The organism is Saccharopolyspora sp. NPDC050389 (assembly GCF_040655595.1).
Lineage (GTDB): Bacteria > Actinomycetota > Actinomycetes > Mycobacteriales > Pseudonocardiaceae > Saccharopolyspora.
The window spans coordinates 27,176-51,581 of the sequence record NZ_JBFAKG010000014.1 but is presented as its reverse complement, the minus strand read 5'-3'; the positions used below and the strand labels follow the sequence as shown (position 1 = coordinate 51,581).

General features: G+C 70.7%; 18 protein-coding genes and 2 tRNA genes. 4 read left to right on the top strand and 16 right to left on the bottom strand.

Annotation, left to right across the window (positions count from 1 at the left end; translation table 11 throughout):
- Positions 1-45: 45 nt before the first annotated feature.
- From AB0I53_RS11630 to AB0I53_RS11615, 4 genes are all read right to left on the bottom strand, one after another.
- The gene (locus tag AB0I53_RS11630; RefSeq protein WP_358600238.1) at positions 46-1,398 is read right to left on the bottom strand and encodes a hypothetical protein; all 1,353 of its coding nucleotides are present in this window, start codon (positions 1,396-1,398) and stop codon (positions 46-48) included.
- Positions 1,399-1,414: 16 nt separating this feature from the next.
- Entirely contained in the window at positions 1,415-1,963 is a 549-nt protein-coding gene (locus AB0I53_RS11625; protein WP_358600235.1) for a DUF3558 domain-containing protein, read from the bottom strand.
- On the bottom strand, positions 1,960-2,373 hold the full coding sequence (locus AB0I53_RS11620; RefSeq protein ID WP_358600232.1) for a hypothetical protein: 414 nt from the start codon (positions 2,371-2,373) through the stop codon (positions 1,960-1,962). The genes AB0I53_RS11625 and AB0I53_RS11620 overlap by 4 nt, the downstream gene beginning before the upstream one ends.
- Positions 2,374-2,846: 473 nt before the next feature.
- A complete protein-coding gene (locus AB0I53_RS11615; RefSeq protein ID WP_358600229.1) occupies positions 2,847-4,469 on the bottom strand; it encodes a DUF2207 domain-containing protein in 1,623 nt (540 codons plus the stop codon).
- A gap of 559 nt (positions 4,470-5,028) precedes the next feature.
- Here AB0I53_RS11615 and AB0I53_RS11610 point away from each other — a divergent pair.
- The gene (locus AB0I53_RS11610) at positions 5,029-5,994 is read left to right on the top strand and encodes a neutral zinc metallopeptidase (RefSeq protein WP_358600226.1); all 966 of its coding nucleotides are present in this window, start codon (positions 5,029-5,031) and stop codon (positions 5,992-5,994) included.
- A gap of 6 nt (positions 5,995-6,000) precedes the next feature.
- Here AB0I53_RS11610 and AB0I53_RS11605 read toward each other — a convergent pair whose 3' ends face one another.
- Both AB0I53_RS11605 and AB0I53_RS11600 read right to left on the bottom strand, forming a co-directional pair.
- Positions 6,001-6,420 (bottom strand): hypothetical protein, encoded by a 420-nt coding sequence (locus tag AB0I53_RS11605; RefSeq protein WP_358600223.1) that lies wholly within the window; start codon positions 6,418-6,420, stop codon positions 6,001-6,003.
- A gap of 78 nt (positions 6,421-6,498) precedes the next feature.
- A complete protein-coding gene (locus tag AB0I53_RS11600; RefSeq protein ID WP_358600504.1) occupies positions 6,499-7,491 on the bottom strand; it encodes a potassium channel family protein in 993 nt (330 codons plus the stop codon).
- Between the two features lie 290 nt (positions 7,492-7,781).
- On the opposite strand from AB0I53_RS11600, the gene AB0I53_RS11595 reads away from it, so the two are divergent.
- Positions 7,782-8,309, top strand: coding sequence for a hypothetical protein (locus AB0I53_RS11595; protein ID WP_358600220.1), 528 nt, complete (start codon positions 7,782-7,784; stop codon positions 8,307-8,309).
- 94 nt (positions 8,310-8,403) lie between these two features.
- On the opposite strand, the gene AB0I53_RS11590 is transcribed toward AB0I53_RS11595, so the two are convergent.
- From AB0I53_RS11590 to AB0I53_RS11580, 3 genes are all read right to left on the bottom strand, one after another.
- Positions 8,404-9,012 (bottom strand): hypothetical protein, encoded by a 609-nt coding sequence (locus AB0I53_RS11590; protein WP_358600218.1) that lies wholly within the window; start codon positions 9,010-9,012, stop codon positions 8,404-8,406.
- Positions 9,013-9,190: 178 nt separating this feature from the next.
- The gene (locus AB0I53_RS11585) at positions 9,191-12,478 is read right to left on the bottom strand and encodes a UvrD-helicase domain-containing protein (protein WP_358600215.1); all 3,288 of its coding nucleotides are present in this window, start codon (positions 12,476-12,478) and stop codon (positions 9,191-9,193) included.
- Between the two features lie 61 nt (positions 12,479-12,539).
- Complete coding sequence (locus tag AB0I53_RS11580; protein WP_358600212.1) at positions 12,540-15,710, bottom strand: ATP-dependent DNA helicase; 3,171 nt, start codon at positions 15,708-15,710, stop codon at positions 12,540-12,542.
- Positions 15,711-15,909: 199 nt separating this feature from the next.
- Here AB0I53_RS11580 and AB0I53_RS11575 point away from each other — a divergent pair, with 199 nt between their 5' ends.
- Both AB0I53_RS11575 and AB0I53_RS11570 read left to right on the top strand, forming a co-directional pair.
- On the top strand, positions 15,910-16,896 hold the full coding sequence (locus AB0I53_RS11575) for a chitinase (protein WP_358600209.1): 987 nt from the start codon (positions 15,910-15,912) through the stop codon (positions 16,894-16,896).
- A gap of 163 nt (positions 16,897-17,059) precedes the next feature.
- Entirely contained in the window at positions 17,060-17,347 is a 288-nt protein-coding gene (locus AB0I53_RS11570; RefSeq protein WP_358600206.1) for an MGMT family protein, read from the top strand.
- Between the two features lie 36 nt (positions 17,348-17,383).
- On the opposite strand, the gene AB0I53_RS11565 is transcribed toward AB0I53_RS11570, so the two are convergent.
- From AB0I53_RS11565 to AB0I53_RS11535, 7 genes are all read right to left on the bottom strand, one after another.
- A complete protein-coding gene (locus AB0I53_RS11565; RefSeq protein WP_358600203.1) occupies positions 17,384-19,684 on the bottom strand; it encodes a hypothetical protein in 2,301 nt (766 codons plus the stop codon).
- A 27-nt stretch (positions 19,685-19,711) separates the two neighbouring features.
- Positions 19,712-19,783 (bottom strand) — tRNA-Arg (locus AB0I53_RS11560).
- 22 nt (positions 19,784-19,805) lie between these two features.
- Positions 19,806-19,877: transfer RNA gene (locus AB0I53_RS11555), tRNA-His, on the bottom strand.
- Positions 19,878-19,943: 66 nt separating this feature from the next.
- Positions 19,944-20,765: a uroporphyrinogen-III synthase gene (locus tag AB0I53_RS11550; protein WP_358600200.1), complete on the bottom strand. Its 822-nt coding sequence runs from the start codon at positions 20,763-20,765 to the stop codon at positions 19,944-19,946.
- Positions 20,766-20,915: 150 nt separating this feature from the next.
- Positions 20,916-21,713 carry a TIGR02569 family protein gene (locus tag AB0I53_RS11545; RefSeq protein WP_358600197.1) on the bottom strand — a complete coding sequence of 266 codons (798 nt, stop codon included), beginning with the start codon at positions 21,711-21,713 and terminating at the stop codon, positions 20,916-20,918.
- A 253-nt stretch (positions 21,714-21,966) separates the two neighbouring features.
- Complete coding sequence (gene moeZ / locus AB0I53_RS11540) at positions 21,967-23,139, bottom strand: adenylyltransferase/sulfurtransferase MoeZ (protein ID WP_358600194.1); 1,173 nt, start codon at positions 23,137-23,139, stop codon at positions 21,967-21,969.
- Between the two features lie 183 nt (positions 23,140-23,322).
- Positions 23,323-24,381 carry a DUF3152 domain-containing protein gene (locus AB0I53_RS11535; RefSeq protein ID WP_358600191.1) on the bottom strand — a complete coding sequence of 353 codons (1,059 nt, stop codon included), beginning with the start codon at positions 24,379-24,381 and terminating at the stop codon, positions 23,323-23,325.
- Positions 24,382-24,406 lie beyond the last annotated feature (25 nt).

Here is a 24,406-nt window from a genome sequence, read left to right as displayed (position 1 = left end):
GACTGACCGGTGGTGCCGAGGTCGGCACCACCGGTCAGCACCGGATCATTCGCCGAGCACCGGCGGGGCGGTCTTCGGCATGTCGTTCATCCAGATGTCGTCCTGCTCCTCGAGCCAGGACGGCCGCTCATGTTCCTGGTCCTCGCTGCCTTGGCCGCGCTGACCGGCACCACCCATACCGCCCATCGCGCCTCGTCCGGCACCGGCGCCCCGAGCGCCGGCACCACCGGCCGCGCCCGCACCCGCGCCGGCCCCGGCGCCGAGTCCACCGACACCGGCCCGGCCACCAGCGGCCATGCTGCCAGCGCCGGCACCGCCACCCATGCCACCGACCATGCCGGCACCACCGGCGCCACCGCCGGGGAGCCCGCCGCCAGCGCCACCGCCGGGAAGACCGGAACCGCCGCCACCCGGAAGGCCGGGCTGGTCAGCCCACTGGCTGCCGGTTCCGGACGGCGTGGTGTAGCCGCCACCGGGGATGCCGCTACCGCTGCCACCGGGATATCCGCCACCCGTCCCGCCGCCGGGGATACCTCCACCGGGGATGCCGCCACCGGGCATGCCACCGCCGGGAATCCCGCCGCCGCCACCGGGCATACCGCCGCCGGGCCCACCACCGGGACCGCCGCCGCCCGGGCCGCCACCCCAGTCCGTGGGGGGCGGCGGCGGAACCGGCGGCGGCTCCTTGGTGTTGCCGTCGGGGCCCTTGTACTGCGGCATCTTCGCGTCGACCTGGGTGAGCGTGGGGCTGTAGACGCGCGCCATCGTCTCCTGCGCGGCCTTCTCAGCCTGCTCCTGCTCCTCCATCTGGCTGAGCGCGTTGATGCCGCCACCGGCAAGCCCGAACGGAACCGACGCGGAAGCAGCCTCGCCCCAGCTGAAGCCCTGCGGCTTCTCGACCATCTTGCTGGCCTGACCGGCAGCCTCACCCGCGGCGTGCAGGTTGTTCCCGGTCATCTCGAAGGCATCGGCGCTGGCCTTCATCCAGTCGGAAGCAGGCTTGCCGACCTCACGAGCGTTGCCGGCGGCTTCGCCTTCCCAGCCCCCATCGACGATGTTGGCAAGGTCCGTGGAGTAGTTGTTGCCGCGCTCGCGCAAGCCCGTGGCGAGCTTCTTCCACGCCTCGGCGACCTCACCGACCTTGCCCTGGTCGATCGACTCCTGGTTGGTTTTGTAGATCTGCGCGTGCCCGAACCCCGACCAGTTGATGCACTGGCTGATAGCCGGCGAGTCGAAGCTGCTGACATTGAGGCCGGAGTTCTGCTGCGCCAACTGCGACTGCTGCTGCTGGGCGACCCGGTTCGCCTCTTCGCCGTGCTTCTTCCGGTCCTCTTCCGCGGCGCTCTCCCAGCCGAAGACCCGGGAACCCGCGTTGTCGAGGGTACTGAGAAGTCCCATCACTCCCCCTGTTTCGTCACTTCGGCAGCCGCGAAGCCGTTTGATCGACGATCTTCTTCAGATCGCCGCACGGGTCCGGCAGGGTGTCGCGCATCGCGGCGGTGATCTGGTAGAGAACAATTCCGCCGCCTGCGGACACGGCGTAGTTGCAGGCGCCCTGCCCCGTCGCCCCGATCACAAGCACTTCGGCCGCCTCACGACCGGCGACCGTGGTGGGCGTGTAACTGTCGAAGGCGCCCTTGCCAAGGCTCTCCACAGTCTCGTCCGCGTTCTTCTGGAGTGCGATATCCAGTTTCTCGCCGTTCCACGCGCAGCCCGGCTGGAAGCTAACCTGTGTGAACTCCTCGCTCTTCGTCGAAACGCCGAACGAGGTCAACTCGTCAGGCTTGAAGAACGTGCACGGATCAAAACCGGCCAACCCAGAACCCGATGCCGCTGAAGTGGGCGCGGAAGACGTCGTCTCCTCGCTGCCACCAGTGTTCTTACCGCCACCCGAGCAAGCGGCGAGCCCAAACAGGGCTAGGCCCGCAGCCGTTGCGATCAGGGACCGGGAAAACGTACTCACTGAATACCTCGCCTCAGGTCGTCGGCGTTCTGCTCGTCCGTGGCACGGTAGTCCTTGGCAGCACCGCGGAACGCGTCCGCCTGCTTCTTCAACTCGTCCTGCATGTCACGGAGCAGCTTGAGGACCCCAGCGTCTCCGTGAGTCGCCTTGTCCTCGAAGCGTTTCGCCAGCTGCTGACCGTCGGGGTAATCGCCTAGCCCCTTGACAGTCCCCAAAGCTTGCGCGTACCTGAGAAGGTCACGAAGCGCGTCGATCTCCTCTTCACAGCGCTTGGCGGCCTTGTCGGCGACGTCTGGATCAAGCATCAGCTTGCCCGCGCCGACCTGCTGATTGATCCACTGCGTGCGGCCGCTGACCGCCTTCAGCCCTTCCTTGGCTGCGGCGAAACCACCTGCGTCTGCGCTTGTCATCCCAGACCCCTCTGGACTCTGCGATCTCCCCCGGAAACGATGAACACTTTAACCTGACGCAGGGCCACCCGTAACGGTTCCCGACAAACCCGAAGTACCTCCGGCGTCACCCGGTCAGCCGCAGGCCACGAAGACATCACGGTCCGGAATCGCGCAGATACGGCCAGCGATCGCGCGAGGTGTTGAAATCGGGATTGGAACCAGCCTTGCGACCGTCCTACCCCTTGATCATTCCGGCAAACCGCGAGGCCGATTGGCTGACGGTCTTCCCAGCTTCCCCAGGCGCATCGCTCGTCGGCGTTCTGCTCGTGACGTTGCGATCATGCCAGGTTCGGAAGGCTCGTCCTGGACCGGCTTTTCGCCTTATCGCAGGCCGAAGCGGCCCTCGTGGACGTTGTCCGGGAAAGGAAAACCGGCCTTCCACCGTCTCCGCGATCCGCGCCAGTCATCGTCGGCAGCAGATGGCCGGTGCGTTAGTGCTTGACCGTTTCGTTCAGCTTTTCGATCAGGGTTGGGAAGCTTTGCCGGAAGCTCTGGAGGTTCGGGGTGGCGTTCGGGCTTCCGTACCAGTACAGGCCCGGCGTTCCGTCTGCTCCTGGGTCCAGTTCCGCGAACTCCGCTAGCCAGCGTTCCGTTTCTTCCAGCACCACCGCGTACGGCAGCGATCGGGAGAACACCGTCTCTCGGTCTTGCGCCGGCAACGACTCCGCCGAGGCCTCGTGCAGGTAGCCGCGCAAGCCTCGCACCTGCACCACGAGCGCGCTGCCTCGTCGCGTTCGCGCCGGCATCAGGCGGACGCTGAACATCATCGCGATGCCGCCGATCAGCACGCCGATCCCCAGCAGCGCTACGGAGCTCGTCAGCGCCAGTGCCACCGTCAGCGCCGCTCCGCCGATGATCACGCCGAGGCCCGTCCACCAGAAGCGGTTCCGGTCGACGTCCGGGCGCCGCGCGAACCATTCCTTCTCCACGACCTCCGCGTACAGCGCCGCGCGGACCCGGTTGGCGTCGAGATCGCGGAGTTGCGACAGCTGTACCTCTTCCGCTTGCCCGACGAGCAGGTCGTAGACCGCTCGCTCGAACGGCCGCAGCGATGCGTCCGCCGGGTTCAGCCGGACGATTCGCCAGTCCTGGTCGGGGAGTTCCTCGATCCACAGGTAGTTGCGGACCGCCAGGTCGATGATCGTCGCGGTCACGTCGACCGGGTCCACCCGCTCGTCGATGACCGTGCCGATCTGGCCGGGCAGCACGCCGTCCGGGGACGCGAACGTGACCGCGCCCTGCGAATCGGTCATCAACACCTCGACCCGGCCCACGTCCTCGGCGAACGCGCGCACGTCCCGGCCGCGGGCGTACCAGACGAGGCCGAGGCCGCCGATCAGCAGCAGGCCGATCGCGGCCAGGCCCGCGGCCGTCGCCGGCGTCAGCGAGAACGCCCTCGCCAGGCTGAAGTACTGGTCGGTCACGGCGTTCGCCGGCACCGTGCCCGCCGGGACCTTGAAGGTGATGTCCATCCGGTCACCGGGCTGCAGGCCGTAGGTCACCGCGTGCATCGACTGGGTGTGGGTGATCTCGAACTGGGCGCAGCGGTTCGCGCTGCCCAGCGGGCCGGCCAGGCACATGATCTCCTGCGGCACCTTCGGCGACAGCATCGACACTTCGACGCGGTCCACCGGCACGTTCCAGCCGCCGGAGACCTGCCAGCGGACGTCCTGCCGGTCACCGGCGTCGGACACGGCACCGCGAACCGAGTACGTCAGCGTCGAGGTTCCGGGCTGCAGCGTCAGGTGCACCTTGTCGGCCTCGACCTGAATCGCGCCGCCACCATCCAGCACGGCGTCGGAGACCGTGAAGACCCGATCCGCTCCGGGCCCCGCGGACTGCCGCAGCGGCATCGCACGTTCGACGTGTTGACCTGCGGGAACGTTGATCTGCTCGGTGACCGAGACCAGTCCGTCGCGCTGCAGTTTCAGGTTCACGCTGCTGGAAATCGTGCCCGGCAACGCATCGACCGGCTCTTCCTGCGCCGCGGCCGTGCTCGGTGCGCCTAACAGCAATCCGGTCAGGGCGACCACCAGCCCCCATTTGGTCAACACGGCCCGAACGATAGCCGCCCGTAGCTAAGCTCTGGTCCGCAACGGTGGGATTGATGTGAGGAAGTCGGGGGGAAATGACTGCTCGGTGGCGGCCCGCTGAACTTGGACCAACCGTCCACATTCGACACTCCGCGAGGAAGACCGCATGACGCAGCCGCCCCCACCACCTCGCGGCCCGCAGCAGCCCTGGCCACCGCAGCAGCCTCGCGGCGCTCAACCACCGCCAGCACCCCATCCTCCGCGCGGCCCACAACCGCCTTCCCGACCGCAACCACCACGCGGCCCGCAACCACCCTCCCGACCGCAACCACCACGCGGCCCGCAACAGCCCCCGGCCTCCCCACCGCGCGGTGCGCAGCATCCGCCTCGCCCGCCGCAGCGTGGTCCGTTGCCGCCGCCCAGCTCGCAACCCCCGCGACAGCAGCAGATGCCGCCTCGCGGTCCGGCGCCCCGGCCGCCAACGCGCCAGGTCGCGCCGCCCCCGGTCTCCCGCCCGCTTCCGCTGCAGACGACCGTGCGCTTGGCGCCGCCCCGTCCACCGCAGCAAATGCCGCCGCCGATGCCGCACATGCGGCCGCCGCAGCGCAAGAGCAACACCGGTGTCATCGTCGCGCTGGTGCTGGTCGGCGTGGCGCTGCTCGGCGTCGGCACCGTCGGCGCGATGGCCGCCTCGATCACCTCGAGCCGGGCTTCGGACTACAGCAGCACCAGCAGCCGCTCGACCTCGACGAACTCCAGCGAATCCGAAACCACCACGACCACCAGCAGCGAGGAATCCGAGACCTCCACGTCGACCAGCAGCAACGACGAGGTCAAACCGGTTGCGGCGCTGGGCAACCACCCGTTCAACATCCCGGGCAACGGCGCCATGAACACCTCGTGCAACCTGCCCCGCTTCAACACCGACGTCACCTCGCAGGACCGCTTCTACCAGGCCGCATTGCCCTGCCTGATGGACGCGTGGGCCCCGGCGCTGGAGAACGCGAACCTGCCGGTGCGGGCGCCCAACGTGATCACCACCGGGGACAGCATCGAAACGCCCTGCGGGACGCGGCGGTGGAACCAGACCGCGATGTACTGCCCGGGCAACCACACGATCTACATGACCGCGCGGTACTACGCCGAGGTGGAGCAGCGCGCCGATGGCGGCGTGTACCTCGGTCAGTTCGCGCACGAGTTCGGCCACGCGCTGCAGGGCATGACCGGGATCAACAGCGCCTACGGCGACGCCTCCTACGACGCGGGCGGCAGTTCCACGTCGACCGGGCTGGAACTGACTCGGCGTTCCGAGCTGCAGGCGACCTGCTTCGAGGGAATGACGCTGGCCGCGTTGCAGAACGGCGGGGTCAGCAACGACTACATCTTCCCGGCGCTGGAGGACTCCTCCGGTCGTGGCGACGAGCACACCGGCGTGCGCGACCACGGCAGCACGTCGACCAACGCGTCTTGGGTCGAGCAGGGGTTCCGGAAGAACCGGATCACGGAGTGCAACACCTGGCTGGCGGCGGCCTCCGACGTCGACTGACGGGCCTCAGGACCGGCGGAGCATCAACCCGTAGCCGCCGCCGGCGACCGCGGCGAGGGTTAGCAGGACCCAATTGGCGCGCTGGGCCTGGCCTTTCAGGTCGGAGTCGGCCGATCCCGCCGGGCTGACCACGAAGGCCTCGCCCGGGTCGGCGGGCACCTGCACCGGCAGCTGCTGGCCGCGGGCGTGGCCGCAGCCGTCGAACGGCGCTTGCCGCACCACGCCGTCGATCCGGACCTCGACGAGGTCTCGCGCCGACGCGGTGCCGCACGGCCGCGACTCGACGACGGTCGCCGTCGCCGACCGCATCGCCCGCCCGGCCTCCGTCACCAGCGGCCACAGCGTCACGACTGCCACCGCGACCCCGAGCATTCCCAGGACAAGCAGGATCGGCGCCACCGACGCCGAACCTCGTTGCCTTCCCACGACACCGATATTGGCAGAAAGCCACACGGCGCCGGCGGGTCACTCCGGGCACCGGCGGGATCACCACCGGTGCGCGGGTTAGGCGTCCGCTGGAGTCACCTTCTTGACGTAGAGCAGCCGGTCGCCCGCTTCGATCGCGTCGGCTTCCGGCGCGTCCACCCGGTAGAGCTGGCCATCGCGCACCACGCCGAGCACTATGTCCGAGAGGTGTCGAGGCGAGCCGCCGATCTCCTGCGGTTCGACCTCCCGCTCGGCGATCGCCAGGCCCACGTCCGGCGTCAGCAGGTCCTCGAACATCTCCACCACCGACGGCGTCGAGGTCGCCATGCCCAGCAGGCGGCCCGCCGTCTCGCTGGACACCACCACCGAGTCCGCGCCGGACTGGCGCAGCAGGTGCACGTTCTCGGCCTCCCGCACCGCCGCGACGATCTGCGCCTTCGGCGCGAGCTCTCGCGCGGTCAGGGTGACCAGCACGGCCGTGTCGTCCCGGGCCGGGGCGACCACTATCGCCCGCGCCCGCGGCACGCCCGCCACCCGCAGCACGTCCGAGCGGGTGCCCGAGCCGTTGACGGTGACCAGGCCTTGCGCGGACGCGGTTTCCAGCGCTCGCTGGTCGGTGTCTACGACCACGATGCGGCCGGGCTCGGCGCCGTCACCGAGCAGCGCGGTGACCGCCGAACGGCCCTTGGTTCCGTATCCGATGACGACCACGTGGTCGCGCACCTTGGACCTCCAGCGTTGGATCTTGAAAGCCTGCCGAGAGCGCTCGGTGAGCACTTCCAGTGTGGTACCGACCAGCACGATCAGGAACAGCACCCGGAGCGGCGTGATGACCAGCACGTTCACCAGCCGGGCCTGCGAGGTGACCGGGGTGATGTCGCCGTAGCCGGTGGTGGACAGCGACACCGTCGCGTAGTAGACGGCGTCCAGCAGGTCCAGCTCGCCGCCCGCGGAGTCCCGGTAGCCGTCCCGGCCGAAGTACACGATGAGCACCGTGGCGGCCAGCGCGAGCATCGCGCCGATGATCCGGCGGATGATGGAGCGGACCGGGCTGATCGTGGTGCCCGGCATCCGGATCACGCCCACCAGCGCGTGGTCGGGCCGCTTGGTCAGCTCCTCCTCGTCGGTGCGGCCACCGATGAAGGGGTGCGCCAACCGCTTGGTACTGCGCCGCATCATGACCCGTGCCCTCCGGCTCCTGCCGCGCGGATCGGAAGCGCGTTCTCACCACTCACGGCGCAGAACAGTAACCCTTGCCCACGCGCCCGGTGCGATGCGGCACCGGCGGTTCGGCGACGAGTTCTCCTGCAGGCCGGAAGACCTGGTCTGGACTTCGCGGTGCGGCGGCATACCATGCAGCGGTGCAGCAGCTTCAGCACGCGGCGCGCGCCCTGGGATGGGACGGCCAGCTGATCCCGGACGTCGAGGTCCTCGGTGCGCGGTTCGCCGCCGTGGCGCGGATCAGGCGCGACGTCCACGAGTGGCGCAGTCGTCACGGCTGGGGACCGGAGCTCAACCCGGCCTGGTTCCGGTCCTGGTCCGAGCCCTGCACGCACGATCAGGTGCCGGTGGCCGCGGTCGATCTGCTCGGGCTGCTGGTGCCGGTGTCGCGGGCCCGCCACGCGCTGCGGGCGTGCGGGACGTTGCTGACGTTGGCGCCGTGCGCCGTCGTGCTGCCCGAGGGCTCCAAGTACAAACCGTTGCGGATGCTGGAGCTGGACTACTACGGCGTCGGCGTGGTCAACGCCGGTTTCGAGGGCCCGGCCGAGCTGGTGGTCACTCCGGAGGACCGGACCGCGGAGTTCGGCTCGTCGATGTTCGGCCGCTGGCTGCTGGAGGTCCTCTACTCGCGGATCCTCGAGCTCCCCCAGCTCACCGAGAACGCCTGAACCGCGTTTTCGTGAGTGGCAATGGTCGCTCGGGCGGCCACTGCCACTCACGACCCCACCGCTGCGCGGGTGAGGTCTCGGCAGCACGAACTGGCTAGGCCAGGACGTATTCGTGCCAGTTGAGCTGCTGCGGGTTCCAGCGCATGCCGCGGCCTTCCTTCAGGGCGCGCAGCGCCTGCATCGTGTGCGGCCAGCGGCGGATCACGTTCGCGAGCGCGACCGGCGTCATCAGGTCGGCCGTGCGCCGGTGGTCACCCGGGCCCAGCAGCGCGATTCCGCCGGGCGTGGAGATGATGTCGGTCAGCGGGGCCTGGCCGGACAGGGCGGCCTGTTCGACGCTGAGGATGCTGTGCGGCTGCAGTTCGCTCGGCCAGCTGTTGCGGTCGATGTCGGAGGCGACCGGCTGGTCGCAGCTGCCGCACTCGCACTTGACCTCGCTGGCCCAGCCGTGCTGCTTCCACGACCACACCGCAGCACCGCCGGTGTCCAGATCGGACAGTGCGGCGACGTGCGGCCAGGCGCCGACGACGGCGCTGAGCATCGTCTTCTTCGACGGTCGCGGGTTGCGGCCCGGGCCGTCGAAGGACCAGGTGCCTTCGTCGTTCCGGTGCACCCGCACCAGCGGGGCGCGCATCGCCAGGACGTCGGCGTCGACGTTCACTTCGGATTCCGGTGGCGTGTTGAGCTTCCAGTCCGTGTTCATCGCGGGCATAGTCATCCGCCGCGAACCGCGATCTCAAGCTCCGCCACCCGAACGTGTAGTGATCCCGGCACCGGAAATGATCTCGCCGACGCCACCGTTTCTGCAGGTCAGGACCCGTGCGTACATTGTGCTGCTATAGCGACAGAAAGTACGCACGGGTCCTGACCAGGCCAAACCGTCACTGCGCGGCGGGAACCGAGGTGATGAGGTTCCGGATGCCGTCGGCGTCCAGGAGGTCGGCCGGGCGGAGCGTGTAGTCGTGGCGGACGTAGTGGAACGCCGCGCGGACCTTCGAAAGCGGCGTGCCGGAGAGTTCCGCCCAGGCCAGCCGGTACGCCGCGAGCTGCACCGACAGCGCCGGGATCTGGTCGCCGCCCGGCACCGCGCCGGTCTTCCAGTCCAGCACCGTCCAGCCGCCGTCGGCGTCGGCGAACACCGCGTCCATCCGGCCGCGCAGCACCACGCCCTCGGCCTGGGTCTCGAACGGCACCTCGACGCGGTGCGGCGTGCGGTCGGCCCAGGTGCCGGCCAGGTACGCCTGCTGCAGCTCGGCGAGATCCTCGTGCACCGGCGCGGATTCGTCGGCGGCGCCGGGCAGTTCGTCGAAGTCCAGCAGCGCGGTCGAGGTGAACCGGTGCTCCAGCCAGGCGTGGAACGCGGTGCCACGGCGAGTCATCGGGTTCGGCGGGAACGGCAGCGGGCGGCGCAGCCGCCGGGCGAGGCTGTCGGAATCCTTGGCGAGTTCGACGAGCTGGCTCACCGACAGGTGATCCGGCAGCCGCACCTGCTCCCGCCGCTGCGCGGCCGCGGCGCGCTCGGCCAGCAGCACGTCGACGTCCCGCGCCCAGCCGTCCTCGTCGTCCTCCGGCTCCGAATCCTCCACAGTGGACATGGCGGCCCGCACGAGCTCTGCGCCTTCGGCCACCGCGGCGCGGCGCGGCCCCAGCGGATCGACCGGCCATTCCGCGCACCGCACCGCATCGGCGAGCGGGTTCGTCGCGTCCTCGTCGGGTTCCGGCGTCCACAGGTCGACGACCCCGGCTTTGGCCTCGCTCAGCACCCCGGCCAGCTGTCGCAGGAAGTCCGACGGCCCCTTCGGCCGGTCGCCGTTCTCGCCCCACCAGTGCCCGGACAGCAGCAACGTCCGCTCGGAGCGCGTGACCGCGACGTAGAGCAGCCGCCGCTCCTCGGCGAGCCGGCGCTCCTCGAACTCCTCGTCGTGGATGCCCAGCGTCTCGGTGAGTTCCTTGCGGTCCAGGCCGAACAGCCGCTCGACGTCCAGCTGGGGCAGGTCCTGGGCATCGCCGCGCAGTTCGGCGGGCAGCTCGGTGGCCGACCGCAGCCACGACGAGGACTTCCGCTTGCCTGGGAAGACGTCGTTGACCAGGTGCGGCACGGCGACGACCTGCCACTCCAGGCCCTTGGCGGCGTGCACGGTGAGCACCTGGACCCGGTCTTCGGCGACTTCGACCTCGCCGGGTTCCAGGCCGTCTTCGGCTCGTTCGGCGGCTTCCAGGTAGTCGAGCAGCGCGTGCAGCGTGGCCGACGGGCTCGCGGTGGCGAAGTCGGTGACCGCGTCGGCGAACGCGTCGAGGTGGATCCGGCCCGCGCCGACCGGTCGCGCCATGCTCTCGATGTCCAGCAGCAGCGTCCGCTCGACGTCGGCGACGAGCTCAGGCAGCGGCTGGTCCAGACGGCGCCGCAGCGCGGCGAGTTCGCCGCCCAGGCGCCGGATGCGCCGGTAGCCGTCGCCGGAGTAGCGCTCGGCGTCACCGGGATCGTCGAGCGAGTCCACCAGGCCGGCCTGCTCGGCGTTCTCACCAGGCAACGCCGCGGTGACCACGGCGGACGGATCGGTGGATTCGGGCGTCCCGAACGCCTGCGTCCCGAGCTCCCTCGCCCGGTCCCACAGCGCGGCGATGTCGGCCGCTCCCAGACGCCAGCGCGAGCCGGTGAGCAGCCGCATCGCGGCCGTCCCGGCGAGCGGGTCGACCAGCAGCCGCAGGGCGCTGACCAGGTCACGCACCTCGGGCTCGTCGAGCAGCCCGCCGAGCCCGACGACCTCGACCGGCAGGCCGCGTTCCCGCAGCGCCGCAGCGATGTCGGACATGTCGGCGCGGCGTCGCACCAGCACCGCCGCGGTCGGCGGCCGGCCCGTTTCGTCCAGCGTCGCCTGCCATTGCGCGGTGACCTGGTCGGCGACCCAGTCGCGTTCGGCCCGCACGTGCTCGCTCAGCGCCAACCGGATGTCGCCGGCTTCGGCGCCGTCCCTGGCGCGCAGCTCGTCGACTTCCAGGCCCGTCTTGCGCAGCGGCTCCGAGACCGCATTGGCGACGTGCAGGACCTCCGCCGGATTGCGGAAGCTCGTCAGCAGCCCGTACCGGTGCGCCGGAGCCTTGCGGCCGTCGTCGATGCGCGGGAAATCGGTGGTGAAGCGCGGGAGGTTCGCCGCGCTCGCGCCGCGCCAGCCGTAGATGGCCTGCGCCGGGTCGCCGACCGCCGTGACCGGCAGCGGGCGATCTCGCCCGAACAGCGAGCGCAGCAGAACCCGTTGCGCGTGGCCGGTGTCCTGGTATTCGTCCAGCAGCACGGCGCCGTAGCGGGCGCGTTCGCCGTCGACGACTTCCGGATGTTCGGCGGCGAGCAGCGCGGCCAGCGACATCTGGTCGGCGAAGTCCATCGCGCCGTCGCGCCGCTTGCGCTGCGCGTACTCCTCGACCAGCGGCAGCAGCGCCACCCGCAAGCGTTGTGCGGCAACGACTTTCACCAGATCCTGCGGCAGGTTCGCGCGCTGCCCCTTGGCGCGCGGCGCGTTCTCGACCGCGTGGCAGAGCTTTTCGGCGTGCGCCCGCAGGTCGTCCGGGCGCACGAGGTGCTCGGCGAGCTCACCGGCCAGCGAAAGCAGGTAGCCGGTGACCGTCGACGGGACCTTGTCGGTGTCGATGTCCTCGGTCCAGGTCGCGACCACGCTGTGCGCGAGCTGCCAGGACGCGGTCTCGGTCAGCAGCCGCGCGCCCGGCTCGACCGGCACCCGCAGGCCGTGCTCGCCGACTAGCCGCCCCGCGTAGGCGTGGTAGGTCAGCACCGTGGGCTCTTCGGTGAGCACCGCGGAGCGCAGCTGTCCGCCCGGATCGACCTCGTCGAGCAGCCCCGACCCGGCGAGCCGGCGGAGCCGGGCGCGCACCCGGTCGGCGAGCTGCCGCGCGGCCTTGCGGGTGAACGTCAGGCCGAGGACGCGCTCCGGCGTCACCAGCCGGTTGGCGACCAGCCACACCACGCGGGCGGCCATCGTCTCGGTCTTGCCCGCGCCCGCGCCCGCCACGACCAGCGCCGGTTCGGCGGGCGCGGCGATCACCGCAGCCTGCTCCGGCGTCGGCGGGTGCAGCCCCAGCGCCTGCGCGATCCGATGTGGACTGATGTCCGGGGGCCCCTGCGGGTTCCCGGTCCCGGGAGGACGGCCATTCATGCTCGAACCCCGGACCGAGGCGCCTGCGCCGCTCCGCGAACCACTTCGAAGCGATCTCTGATCACTGCGCGACCTGTCTTCCGGCCGGGTGGACCGGGCAGCAGGTGCGCGCCGGGCAGCGCGCGCAGTCGGAGTTCTCGCTGGCCACGTAGGCCGGTCCCAGGCTGGACGCGGCGGCCGTGTGCACCACGTCGAGCCACACCTCGATCCGCTCGGCGTCCAAGGCCTCCTGGGCGCGTTCGGTGGCCGCGCCCTTCCGGTCGGCCTTCGCGACGTACAGCAGCCTCGCCCCGCCGGGCCCGTCGTTGTCGCCGAACGCTCCCAGCGCGGCGGCCAGCTGGTACACCGCCAACTGCGGGTGTTCCTCGGCATCACCCTTGCTGACCGGCGTCTTCCCGGTCTTGACGTCGACCACCACGGGCCGGCCGACGGCATCGACCTCCAACCGGTCCACGCGGCCGCGCAACCGCAGCCACGGCCCGCCCTCCCGACCCGGGACCGTGACGTCCAGGTCCTTCTCAACGCCGAGCTGGGTGAGTTCGGCCCGCGACTGCACCAGCCACGTCACGAACGCGTCGAGCATCTTCTCCACGCGCTTGCGCTCCTTGCGCGAGAACCACGGCGCGCCGGCATCGACCGATTCCCAGGCGTCGTCCAGAGCCTTGTGCAGCTGCGCGGTGTCCGCGCCGTCGGCGGCAGCCTGCACGAGCGCGTGCACGAGAGTGCCGGTGACAGCGGCGAGTTCGGCGGTGTCCTGGCCGCCGTGCCGCTCGACCAGCCAGCGCAGCGGGCACTTGGCCAGGATGTCCACAGTAGACGGCGACACCTTGACCGGATCGTCGCCGGTCACCAGCGGCGCCGAGCTGGAGCTCTCCGGCAGCCCGTACCAGGCTTCCGGGCTGGCGCCCGGCACCCCGGCGTTGGCGAGCCGCGCCAGCTGCGCCGCCGCCCGCTGCCGCCGCGCCGGCTCCGCCTCCGCGTCGCACACCACCCGGCGCAGCTCGCCGACCAGGTCGCCGAGCGCCAAACCGCGTTCCGGGCGGGCGATCGGCCGCTCCACCGCGTCCGGATCGCTGACCACGCCCTCCAGCTCGTCGAGGAACCGCGACGGCTGCTCGTCCTGTCCGCGCACCGCGCTAACCATCAGGTTCCGCCGCGCCCGACTCGCCGCCACGAGCAGCAGCCGCCGCTCCTCGGCCAGCAGCGGAGCGGTCGCCGAGACCCGCTCGGCGTCCACTCCGGACAGCACGTCGACCAGCCGCTCCACGCCGAGCAGCGAGCCGCGCAGCCGCAGATCGGGCCAAATGCCTTCCTGCACACCGGGAATCGCCACGACCTCCCACTCCCGGCCACTCGCGGCGTGCGCGGTCAGCACCGCCACCGCGTTGTCCCGGGGCGCGGTCGGCGCCAGCGAACTGCCCGCGATCTGCTGGCTGGTCAAGTAATCCGCGAAGCCTGCGACGTCCGCACCCGGCAGCCGGTCGACGAACTGGGCGGCCGCGTCGAACAACGACACCACGGCGTCGAGATCGCGATCGGCCTGCGCGCCGGTGGCGCCGTGTCGCTCGGCCTGCGCCACCCACCGCTTCTCCAGGCCGCTGGCCTTCCACACCCGCCACAACGTGTCCTCGACGGTGTGCCCGGCGGCGACTGAGTCGGCCGCAGTGCGCAGCAGCCCTGCGAGGCGGCGAGCCGGCGCGGCAGCGGAGTCTTCGAGCGCAGCGAGGCGGTCGCCGTCCTGCAGCACCTCCACCAGCAGCTCACCGCTGGCCCGGCTACCTCCGGCGGCGAGCTCCAGGCGGCGGAGCCCCCGGCGCAGCCGCCGCAGTGCGAGCGGATCGGCGCCGCCGAGCGGCGAGGCGAGCAGCTCAGCGGCAGCGTCCGGGTCGAGCGCCTGCGGGCGCGCGGCGCAGCGCAGGAGCGTCAGCAACGGGCGGACGGCGGTGCGCTGCGCCAGCGGCAGGTCGTCGACCGGCAGCGCGATCGGCACGCCGGCGGCCAGCAAGGCGCGGCGCAGCACCGGAAGCGACAGGCCGGTCGAGCGGACCACGACGGCCATGTCCGACCAGGCGATCTCGTCAAGCAGGTGGGCTCGGCGGAGCTGGTCCGCCACCCACGCGGCCTCCTGCGCCTCCGTGGCCAGCAGCCGCACCTGGACCGAACCGCTGCGCCCGTTCTCGGGCTCCACCAGTTCGCGCTGCGGGCCCGCGCCCGGCAGCCGCGCGGCCAGCCGCTGCACCGCCTCCCGGACGGCCTTGGACATCCGGTGGTCGACGGTGAGCACCTCGGTGTTCGTGCCGTCCGGGTCGGCGTCCAGCAGGCAGCGCGGATCGGCGCCGCGGAAGGAGTACACCGCCTGGTCCGGGTCGCCGGCCAGCACGAACTCGACGGCCGTGTCGCCGAGCCGCCGGACCAGCCAGTACTGCTGCGGGTCGAGGTGCTGCGCGTCGTCGACGAGCACGTAGCGCACCCGTTCCTGCTCGGCCGCCAGCAGCCCGGGGTCGGTGTCGAACGCCAGCAGCGCCGAGCCGACCAGCTCCGCGGCGTCCAGCGCGGGAGCCTGCGCGCCGCCCGCTCCGCGCAGCAGCGTGACCTGCTCGTACTGCCGCGCGAACCGGCCGGCGGCGATCCACTCCGGACGGTTGTGCTGCCGGCCGAGGTTGACCAGCCGCTCGGGCCCGACGCCGCGCTCGGCGGCCCGCAGCAGCAGATCGCGCAGTTCCTCGGCGAAACCGGGAACGGTCAGCGCCGGGCGCAGCGTCTCCGGCCAGTCCCGGGCGCCGCTCTCGACGTCCCCGGCCAACAGGTCGCGCACCAGCGCGTCCTGGTCCGGGCCGTTGAGCAGCTGCGGGGGCGGTAGCTGTTCACGCACGGCCTGCAACCGCAGCACCGCGAAGGCGTACGAGTGGACGGTCCGCACCAGCGGTTCGGGCGCGGTCCGCAGCTCATCCGTGGAACCGGTCAGCAGCCGGGTGATTTCGGTGCGCATCCAGGCCGCCGCGCGCCGGCTCCCGGTCAGCACCAGGACGTTCTCCGGCGACACGCCGCGGTCGCGGATGCGTTCGGCGGCCAGTTGCGCGATCAGCGTGCTCTTGCCGGTCCCGGGCCCGCCAAGGATCCGCAGGAGGCCGTCGCGGTGCGCCAGCGCCCGCTGCCCGGCGGTGTCCCAGACCGTCCGCCGCCGAGCGGGTTCGGCTCGGCGCACGAGTACGGGCGCGGTCGGGGATGGCACGCATCGATGGAATCACGCGCCAACGACAAGGTCGCGCAGGGCTCGCTGATAGGCGCAGCTCAACGGTGAATTAACACAACCTTTTGGTGGTATGAACCAATTTTCTTCTCTGGCAGTGTGCTGATCGTCACAGTGCCTCCCCCGCCTGTGACCTGCGAAAGCGCGCCCCGAGCGCGATCAACTCCCCGAAGGAGGAACCGTGAGCAAAGTCCGCAAAGCTCTGCTCGGCTGCGCCGCGGTCGCCGGTGCTCTGACCATCGGCGCGGTGCCCGCACTCAGCGCGGAGACCTCGGCCCCGACCTCGACCAGCGCAGCGGCACCGGTTGCCGCCTCGCCCTACCTCTACATGGGCTGGGGCAACCCGCCCAAGCCCAGCGAGGTGATGAGCGCTACCGGGATCAAGGACTTCACCCTGGCCTTCATCCTCTCCGACGGCGGCTGCAACCCGGCCTGGGACGGCAACCGCCCGCTCGACGCCGACAAGGCCGTCATCGACGAGATCCGCGCCGCCGGCGGCGACGTCGTCCCGTCCATCGGCGGCTGGGCCGGCAACAAGCTCGGCGAGTTCTGCCAGGACGCCCAGTCGCTGGCCGGCGCCTACCAGAAGGTGATCGACGCCTTCGGGCTCAAGGCCATCGACGTCGACATCGAGGCCAGCGAGTTCGAGACCCCGGCCGTGCAGGACCGGGTGCTGGAAGCGCTGAAGCTCGTCAAGGAGGCCAACCCAGGCCTGCAGACGGTGGTCACGTTCCCGACGCTGAGCAGCGGCCCGAACGACGTGGGCAAGCGGATGATCGGCAAGGCCAACGAGATCGGCGCGAACATCGACGTGTGGACGCAGATGCCGTTCAACTTCGGCGGTTCGGACATGGCAGCCGACACGATCAAATCCACCGAAGGCCTGAAGGAGGTGCTCAAGAGCACCTTCGGCTACAGCGACGCGGAGGCCTACGCGCACGCGGGCATCTCGTCGATGAACGGCAAGACCGACGTCGGCGAGACCGTCGACCAGGCCGCGTTCCAGAAGATGGCCGACTACGCCAAGGAGAAGAGCCTCGGCCGCTTCACCTTCTGGTCGCTCAACCGGGACCGCCCGTGTGACGGCGGCGGCGGGTCGGACGCCTGCGGCGGCATCGACCAGCAGCCGTGGGACTTCACCAAGATCGTCGCCGGCTTCCAGGGCTGATCGCCGAAGCTAGGATACCGTTTCCGCTGGTCAGGCCCCGTGAGTGTTTTGTGTTGCTATAGCACCCCAAAACGCTCACGAGCATCTACCAGCGGAAATGGTGTCTCTGCGCGTTCGGTGTGCGGGGTGCTGCGCGACATTCCGCTGGAGTACCTTCGGGCTCGTGGACGAGGAGACCGTGGAGCAGGTGCGGGCCGTGGTGGCGTCGATCCCGCCCGGATCGGTGCTGTCCTACGGAGACGTCGCCGAACTCGCCGGCCTGCGCTCGGCGCGCCTGGTGGGCCGCATCCTCGCCGAGGACGGCGGCGACCTGCCGTGGCACCGCGTGTTGCGCTCCAACGGCACGGTCGCCGACCACATTCGCCGCAAGCAGCTGGAACTCCTGCGAGCAGAAGGTGTCCTCGCCGACGGAGCCCGCATCGACATGCGCCAGTACCGCTGGGGCGCCTGACCGGACTCACCAGGGCTGGGCGTCCGCCTCGACCGTCTAGCCGATGTTCTGCAGGTACCAGTGCCGACCGGCGGCCCAGCCGAGGAGACGTCGGCCGCTGCCTTGCGAAGCGACACCGGACGCGGTGAACCGCCCACCGCCGATCACGTGCGCCAAGCCCTCGACCGCCGGGCCGAACCGGGCGATTCCGTGCGCACGGACCTCCTCACGCAGCTCACGCACCTGCGACAGCTGCACCTCCGGATCGCAGAAACCGAGCAGGAAGATCGCCTGCCGCCAGGCGTACGCGACATTCTTCACCTGGATCAACGCGGCGTGGTGGTCGTCGGTGCGCTGAGCTAGCCGGCGCACCACCCAGTCGAACGTTCGCCGCGCCAGTTCCGGCGCGCGCTCGCGCACCTGGTCGGTCAGGTCCAGGCCGTGCACCAGCACCGCCAGGTTGTGCGTGGTCAGGATCTGGCTCTGCTCCAGCACGGCGCCGTTGCGCGCCACGAAGTTCCCGGAACTTCCCGCCTCACCAGCTCGCTCGGCACACAGCTCGGCGAAGTCGTCGGCGGTCCTGCGCATGCGCTTGCGGGACGGCTGCGCCCACTGCGACTCCGACGGCAGGTCGTAGTAGGCCGCGTAGAGGGTGCCGCTCATGGTCCGGCTCGCCAGCTCGGCGGCGTCCCGCCACTTCTTCGTGAAGGTGCCCATGAAGATGTCCGCCGCCACCTCGTCGACCAGCGGATGGCGAACTCCCGCCAGCGTTGCCAGCGCGCCGATCTCGCGGATCAGCGGGTTGGGCAGCAGCGCGTGCGGGAACGAGGTCAGCGCGAGCATCGTGCCCTGTTGCAGCGCGCGGTAAGCGGCGAGCTCGCCGTTCGGACGCGATGACCGGCAGCAGTCCAGCGAACGGACCCATGGGAGCTCGTCGAAGCTCACCTGGTGCTCCAGGTTGAGCAGCAGCAGGCTGCGGCGCCGCCGGAACGCGGTGTAGGTCTGCTCGAACAGCTCGGCCAGCGCGGGATCGTCGAGGTCCGCCGACGCGAACCGGGAGGTGAGCTGCGGCAGCACGCGCGCGAGCACGTCACCTGAGGTGATCACGCCGCGGCGCACCAACTCGTCCACCGGCGCCTCCAACGCCCGGGCCGCCTTCTCGACCAGGTGCGCCGGAATCGCCGTGCCGAGCGGAATCTCGCCGGCGGCCGTGTCCTGTTCGGACACCGCGGCGGCGATCGGATCGAGCGACGGCACGCCGCCGTCGGCCGGATAGCCGCCCAGCCTCGCCGCCAGCAACTCCGCGAGCGCGGCGTACGTCGGCGCCGTGACCGCACCGGCCTGCCTCGCGCGGACCTCGTCACGCGCACCCGGGCCGCCGTGCCTGGTCACCGAGTTGGCCAGCGCACGACGAATCCAGCCGACCTCTCGCGGCGAGAGCGCAGCGCTGTCGTCCGGGCACGCCTGCAAAGCGCCCAGGAGTCTGGTGAAGTTGCTCTTGCGCTTCGCGTGCCGTCCGGACGGCGGGTGGTTCCGGCAAGCCTCCGCGTAGTCGTCGAGCCACCTGGCGCGCTCGTACGCCCAGTCCGCGGGCCACCGACGGCACGGCCAGCCACCACGCACCGAGCCGTGCTCGTCCAGCTGCGGCAACTCACCGTCCACAGTGCTGCACCACAGCTCGACAAGCCTGTCGTAGAGCGGATTCCAGACGCCCAACGTCTCGCGCATCGTGGCCAACTGCGCCGGCATCCGGACCACGCGCAGCGCAGCGACGGCCTCGCTCACCGGCACCAGCCGCACGGCCATGCCGGCCGGGCGGGCCGCCGGTTCGAGCCGGGGGCTGAACCTCAGCCGGTGCATCAGCGGACGCAACTCCGCGACCAGTTCCAGCGTCTGCTCCGCGAATCCCGCGTCCAGCAGCAGAACCGCGACCGCGAGCGCGGCTTCCTCCGGCACCTCCACCCGGTAGCGCCCGCTGCGCAAGGCCTGGAGCAGCTCCGCCCGGCCCGCGTCACCGAGGTACCAGAGGTTGAGCCGATCCCGGTCGGACTCGCCCGGCGCGCCAGCGGGCAGCTCGGCCAGCCGGGCGGCCTCGTCTTCCGACAGCGGAGCCTCCGCCAGATAGCGCCCGGTGGCAAAGCCGCCGTGCGCCACCTCCAGCGTCACCCAGGCCGGAGTGTCGGCGACCGGGGTGCGGGCGCCGACCGCGATCTGCCCGCTGGCCATTCCGGCCAGCACGTCTTCCCAGCGCCGGACCTTCTCCAATGCGGAGTCGCCGGCGTCCTCGGCCGTCCGGGCCACCGCCTTGGCCCACTGGGCGGCCGCATATCCCGACGCGGCGCGGTTCTGCTCCGGCATGGCGATCTCCGGGATCGAAGGGGCAAGACCTGGCGGCGAGGCTCGAACTCGCACCCTCCCGGTTAGAAGCCGGGCGCTCTACCGCTGAGCTACGCCAGGGGGCGACGTTGCCGTCGCACAGACATGGAGGCGGGATTCGAACCCGCGCCCTCCCGGTCCACAGCCAGGCGATCTACCGCTGATCTACTCCATGAGGATTCCGATGCTACCAAGCATTCGCCGCCGACCGAACCGATTTTCGACCAGCCACTTTGGACTGTCAGCGCGCGGCGCGCTTCGGGAGCTCGTCCGCGACGAGCCGCACCAGCGATGCGGTCCGGGCGCGGTCCGGCATCACGTACGGCAGGCCCGCCGCGTCGATCGGCACCGCCGTGACCGGCCCGACGCAGGCGATGAACACCTTGTCGCGCAACGCTTCCCGGAACGCCTCGCCGCGCCCGGTGCGGTCCGCACGGGCCAGCAGGTTGGTCGCGGCCGGTGCGCTGGTGAACGGCAGCGCATCCACCTCGCCCCGCAACACCGCGTCGATCAACCCGTCCAATGCGGGCAGATCCACCGGATCGGTCCACCGGTAGACGGTCACCGGCACCACCTCGGCGCCCGCCGCCCGCAACGCCTCGCGGAACCGCAACATCGGATCGCCGTGCACCTGGAGCACGATGCGCTTCCCTGCGAGATCGCGCGCCAGCAGGTACTCAAGGATCTCCGCGGACTCCTCCGACGGCGAGGTCCAGGACTCCACCAACCCGGCACCGCGAACCGCGCCGCGCGCCTTCGCACCACGCGCCAGAACCTCGGCCGACCGCAGGTGCGCCAACAACCGACCACCGACGCCGGTGAGCTGCGCCGCTTCGATCCAGCCCCGGAACCCGACACCGGTGACCGCCACGGCGTAGTCGACCGGCGCCGCCAGGACTTCCTCGGTCGCCGCGGCCAGCTCGCCGTCTTCGGGCAGCGGCACCGTGTGCATCGCCGCCCCGAAGAGCACGCGAGCACCGCGGCGGGTGAACAACGACCCGATCTCGGCGGCCTTGCGCTCCGCCGTCACGCCGACGGTGAAACCGCTCAACACTCCCTGCACGCCCCAATCGTCACACAGCACCAGCCCCATTCGACGATCCCGCTGGTCACGGGGCCGTGAGTCTTTTGGGCTGCTATAGCCGCCCAAAGACTCACGGCCCCGTGCCTGCGGAAACGCCATTCCAGAGGCGAGAGGGCTCCGCGCTTCCGGTCAGAGGACTTCGAGGACCATCTGGGAAGCGCGTTCCAGGCCCGTCAGGGTCTGCGACGACGAGCGCGGGTGCAGGGCGTGCACCGCGAGCCGGAACAGCAGGGCCCGCAGCAGGGCCTGCGGCCACTCGGAGAGGTGCGACCAGCGCTCCACGATGGCCGGATCGGCCCCACCCCACGCCAGGGCGTCGATCACCGCCACCGCCGCGGCCCACTCCGCAGGCCGCCAGTACGGGTTGAAGTCGATGATGCCGGGCGCCGCGTCCTCGGTGAACAGCACGTTGCCGAACAGGTCCCCGTGCACCACCTGCGGGCGCAGCTCGACCTCCCGCCGCGACCCGGCGAGCACGTCGTAGAGCCGGCCGCCCTTCTCCTGCGGCAGCACGTATTCCTCTTCGCCCCAGGCCATCCGGTCGGCCAGCGCGTAGATGTCCTGTCGCGCCTGCAGGAACCGCGGCCGGGCCAGGAACCGGCTCGCCGAGTGCAGCCGCAGCGACATGGCCACCACGTCGTCGTGCCGCGGCTCGGCCTGGCCGGCGAGGTTCCGGCTGGCCGACCAGCCGGACACCACCCAGCGCCCGTCGGTGGAGCGCACCGGGCGCGATACCCGCACCTCGTCGGGGTCCAGCAGGTCCAGCGTCTGCGCCACCCACGCGGCCTCGGCGGTGTTGGCGGCGGGCTTGAGCACGATCTCGCCGCACCGCCAGGCGACCGCACCGTCCAGCGGCTCGGGTTCTTCGACGCGCGCGCCGAATGCCGCGCGCACGTGCGGCGGGGGCGGCTCCGGCGTATGACTCACGGGCGAGACGCTACCTAAATGATCGCGATTTCCGTAGCAGGCACTCCGTGCGCCACATTCGATACCGCGATTTCACGACGACCCGCAGTGCCTTCTCGAACGGCGAAGCCGCTTCCACGCACGTCCGCCAGCGCGGGTTCTCAGACGCCTTCTCGCGAAGGCAGTCCCGATTGGACGTCGGGGATCCCACAGCGAGAAGGCGTCTGAGGTTCCGCCACTCGCACCGCTACGCGGAGCGAGTCCGGAATTCGATCTAGTACGTCGGCAGGCTCGGGTCGACCTGGTTGGCCCAGCCCAGCACGCCGCCGCCGACGTGCACCGCGTCGGCGAAGCCCGCCTTGTGCAGCGCCGCCAGCGCCTCCGCCGAGCGCCCACCCGACTTGCAGTGCAGGACGATCTTGCGGTCCTGCGGCAGCTCGGACAGCGCCTCACCGGAGAGGATGCGGTCCTTCGGGATCAGCTTCGAGCCCTCGATCTTGACGATCTCGTACTCGTGCGGCTCCCGGACGTCGATCAGCTCGAACTTCTCGCCCCGGTCGAACATGTCCTTGAGCTCGCGCGGGGTGATGGTGCTGTTCACCGCCGCCTGCTGGGCATCGCCGGAGAGCACGCCGCAGAACGCCTCGTAGTCGATCAGCTCGGTGATCGGCGTCGCGTTCGGGTCCTTGCGGATCTTGACCGTGCGGTAGCTCATCTCCAGCGCGTCGTAGATCATCAGGCGGCCCAGCAGGGTCTCGCCGATGCCGGTGATCAGCTTGATGGCCTCGTTGACCATGATCGAGCCGATCGACGCGCACAGCACGCCCAGCACGCCGCCCTCGGAGCAGGACGGCACCATGCCGGGTGGCGGCGGCTCCGGGTACAGGTCGCGGTAGTTCGGGCCGTGCTCCTCCCAGAAGACGCTGGCCTGGCCCTCGAAGCGGAAGATCGATCCCCACACGTACGGCTTGCCGAGCAGCACTGCGGCGTCGTTCACCAGGTAGCGGGTGGCGAAGTTGTCCGTGCCGTCCAGGATCAGGTCGTAGTCGCGGAAGATGTCGAGCGCGTTTTCCGACGTCAGGTGCGTCTGGTGCAGGTTCACCTTGACGAACGGGTTGATCTCGGCGATCGAGTCGCGGGCCGATTCCGCCTTGGGCCGCCCGAGGTCGGACTGCCCGTGGATGACCTGGCGGTGCAGGTTGGACTCGTCGACCTCGTCGAACTCCACGATGCCGAGCGTGCCGACTCCGGCCGCGGCCAGGTACAGCAGCGCCGGGCTGCCGAGTCCGCCGGCGCCGACCACCAGCACCTTGGCGTTCTTCAGCCGCTTCTGCCCGACCATCCCGACGTCCGGGATGATCAGGTGGCGGCTGTAGCGCGCGACCTCTTCCTTGGTCAGCTCCGACGCCGGTTCGACCAGCGGCGGCAGCGACGATGCGCCGGACATTCCCAGCTCCTCCTCAATGGTCGGTACCTGCTGCTCTCGGAGCTTGGCAGCGGTACCTCAAGCGTCCCCGAAGGGCACCCGAACAGGGCCTCACGGAATCTGCAACGCAAGACTCCCCGATGGGCTTCCGCAACCCAAACTACTCCCACGATCCGGGACGAAACTCCGGCCGCGACGGCCGGATCAGGAGCCCCCGGCGGTGGGGAACGGCCAGGCGTTGTACTTGCAGACGAAGCCGTCGGCGGGGATCTCGGTGCCCTGGTCGGCGATCTTGTTCAGCTCGTGCAGCTCGTTGTTGGAAACGCTGAACGACTGCTGCATCATCACCGGCGCCAATCCGCCCTGCACCGGGCAGCCGACGTGCTTGTTGCCGAAGACGTGCCCGACCTCGTGGTTGATCGCGTAGCGCTGGTAGTTGCCGATGTCGCCCTCGAACGACACCGCGCCGCGCACCCAGCGGGCGCCGTTGAGGTAGACCATGTCGCCCTTGCGGCAGGAGCTGTCGTAGGGCACGCCGTTGCTGTAGTCGCAGGCTTCGCGCGCGGTCTGCTGGCTGACCAGGATGACCCGGAAGTCCGGGCGCGGGCCGCCGGCATCCACCCGTTGCAGCGAGATCCCGCCACCCTGCGGGTTGGTCCAGCTGCGCGGATCGGACAGCGTGGCCTGCACCAGGTTTCCGAACTCGACGTTCGGGTTGCCGATCTGGACGCCGACCTCGATCTCGACGGTGTACCGGTAGAGCTGGCCCGAACCGATCACCTCGGACCTCCCGGGCAGCACCTGGAAGGTGCGCGCGCCGGTCTCCGGGATCGTGCCGCCGGGCGGCAGGTCGGCGGAGAACAGCGCGGGGTTGAAGGTCTGCCCGGGCGGCGCCTCGGTGACGATCGGCTCGGCCGGCGCGTCCGAGGCGATCGGGTCGAGCAGGCCGATGGCCGCGCCGTGCTCGGCGGGCCGGACGGTCTGGAACACGGCGAGCGCGCTGACCGCGATCAGCAGCGGCAGCGCGTAGATCCGCCAGCCGTAGCGCGTGTTGATCCCCCGGCGGCGCGGCCGCACGTCCTCATCGCGCTCGTCGGCGTCGTCGGCGAACTCGGGCTCCGGCGACGGCTCGGAGACGGGATGCCAGGAGGCGGCCAGCGGCTCGCCTCGACGACGGTCCCCGGAGTCCGCACGAGCGCTCGTCCGCCCCGCCGGTCGGCGGTCGGACGCGGAGGCACGAGATCGCTGCGGCGGACGATTCACCCTCTAAGCGTGCCACAGGCCCTCC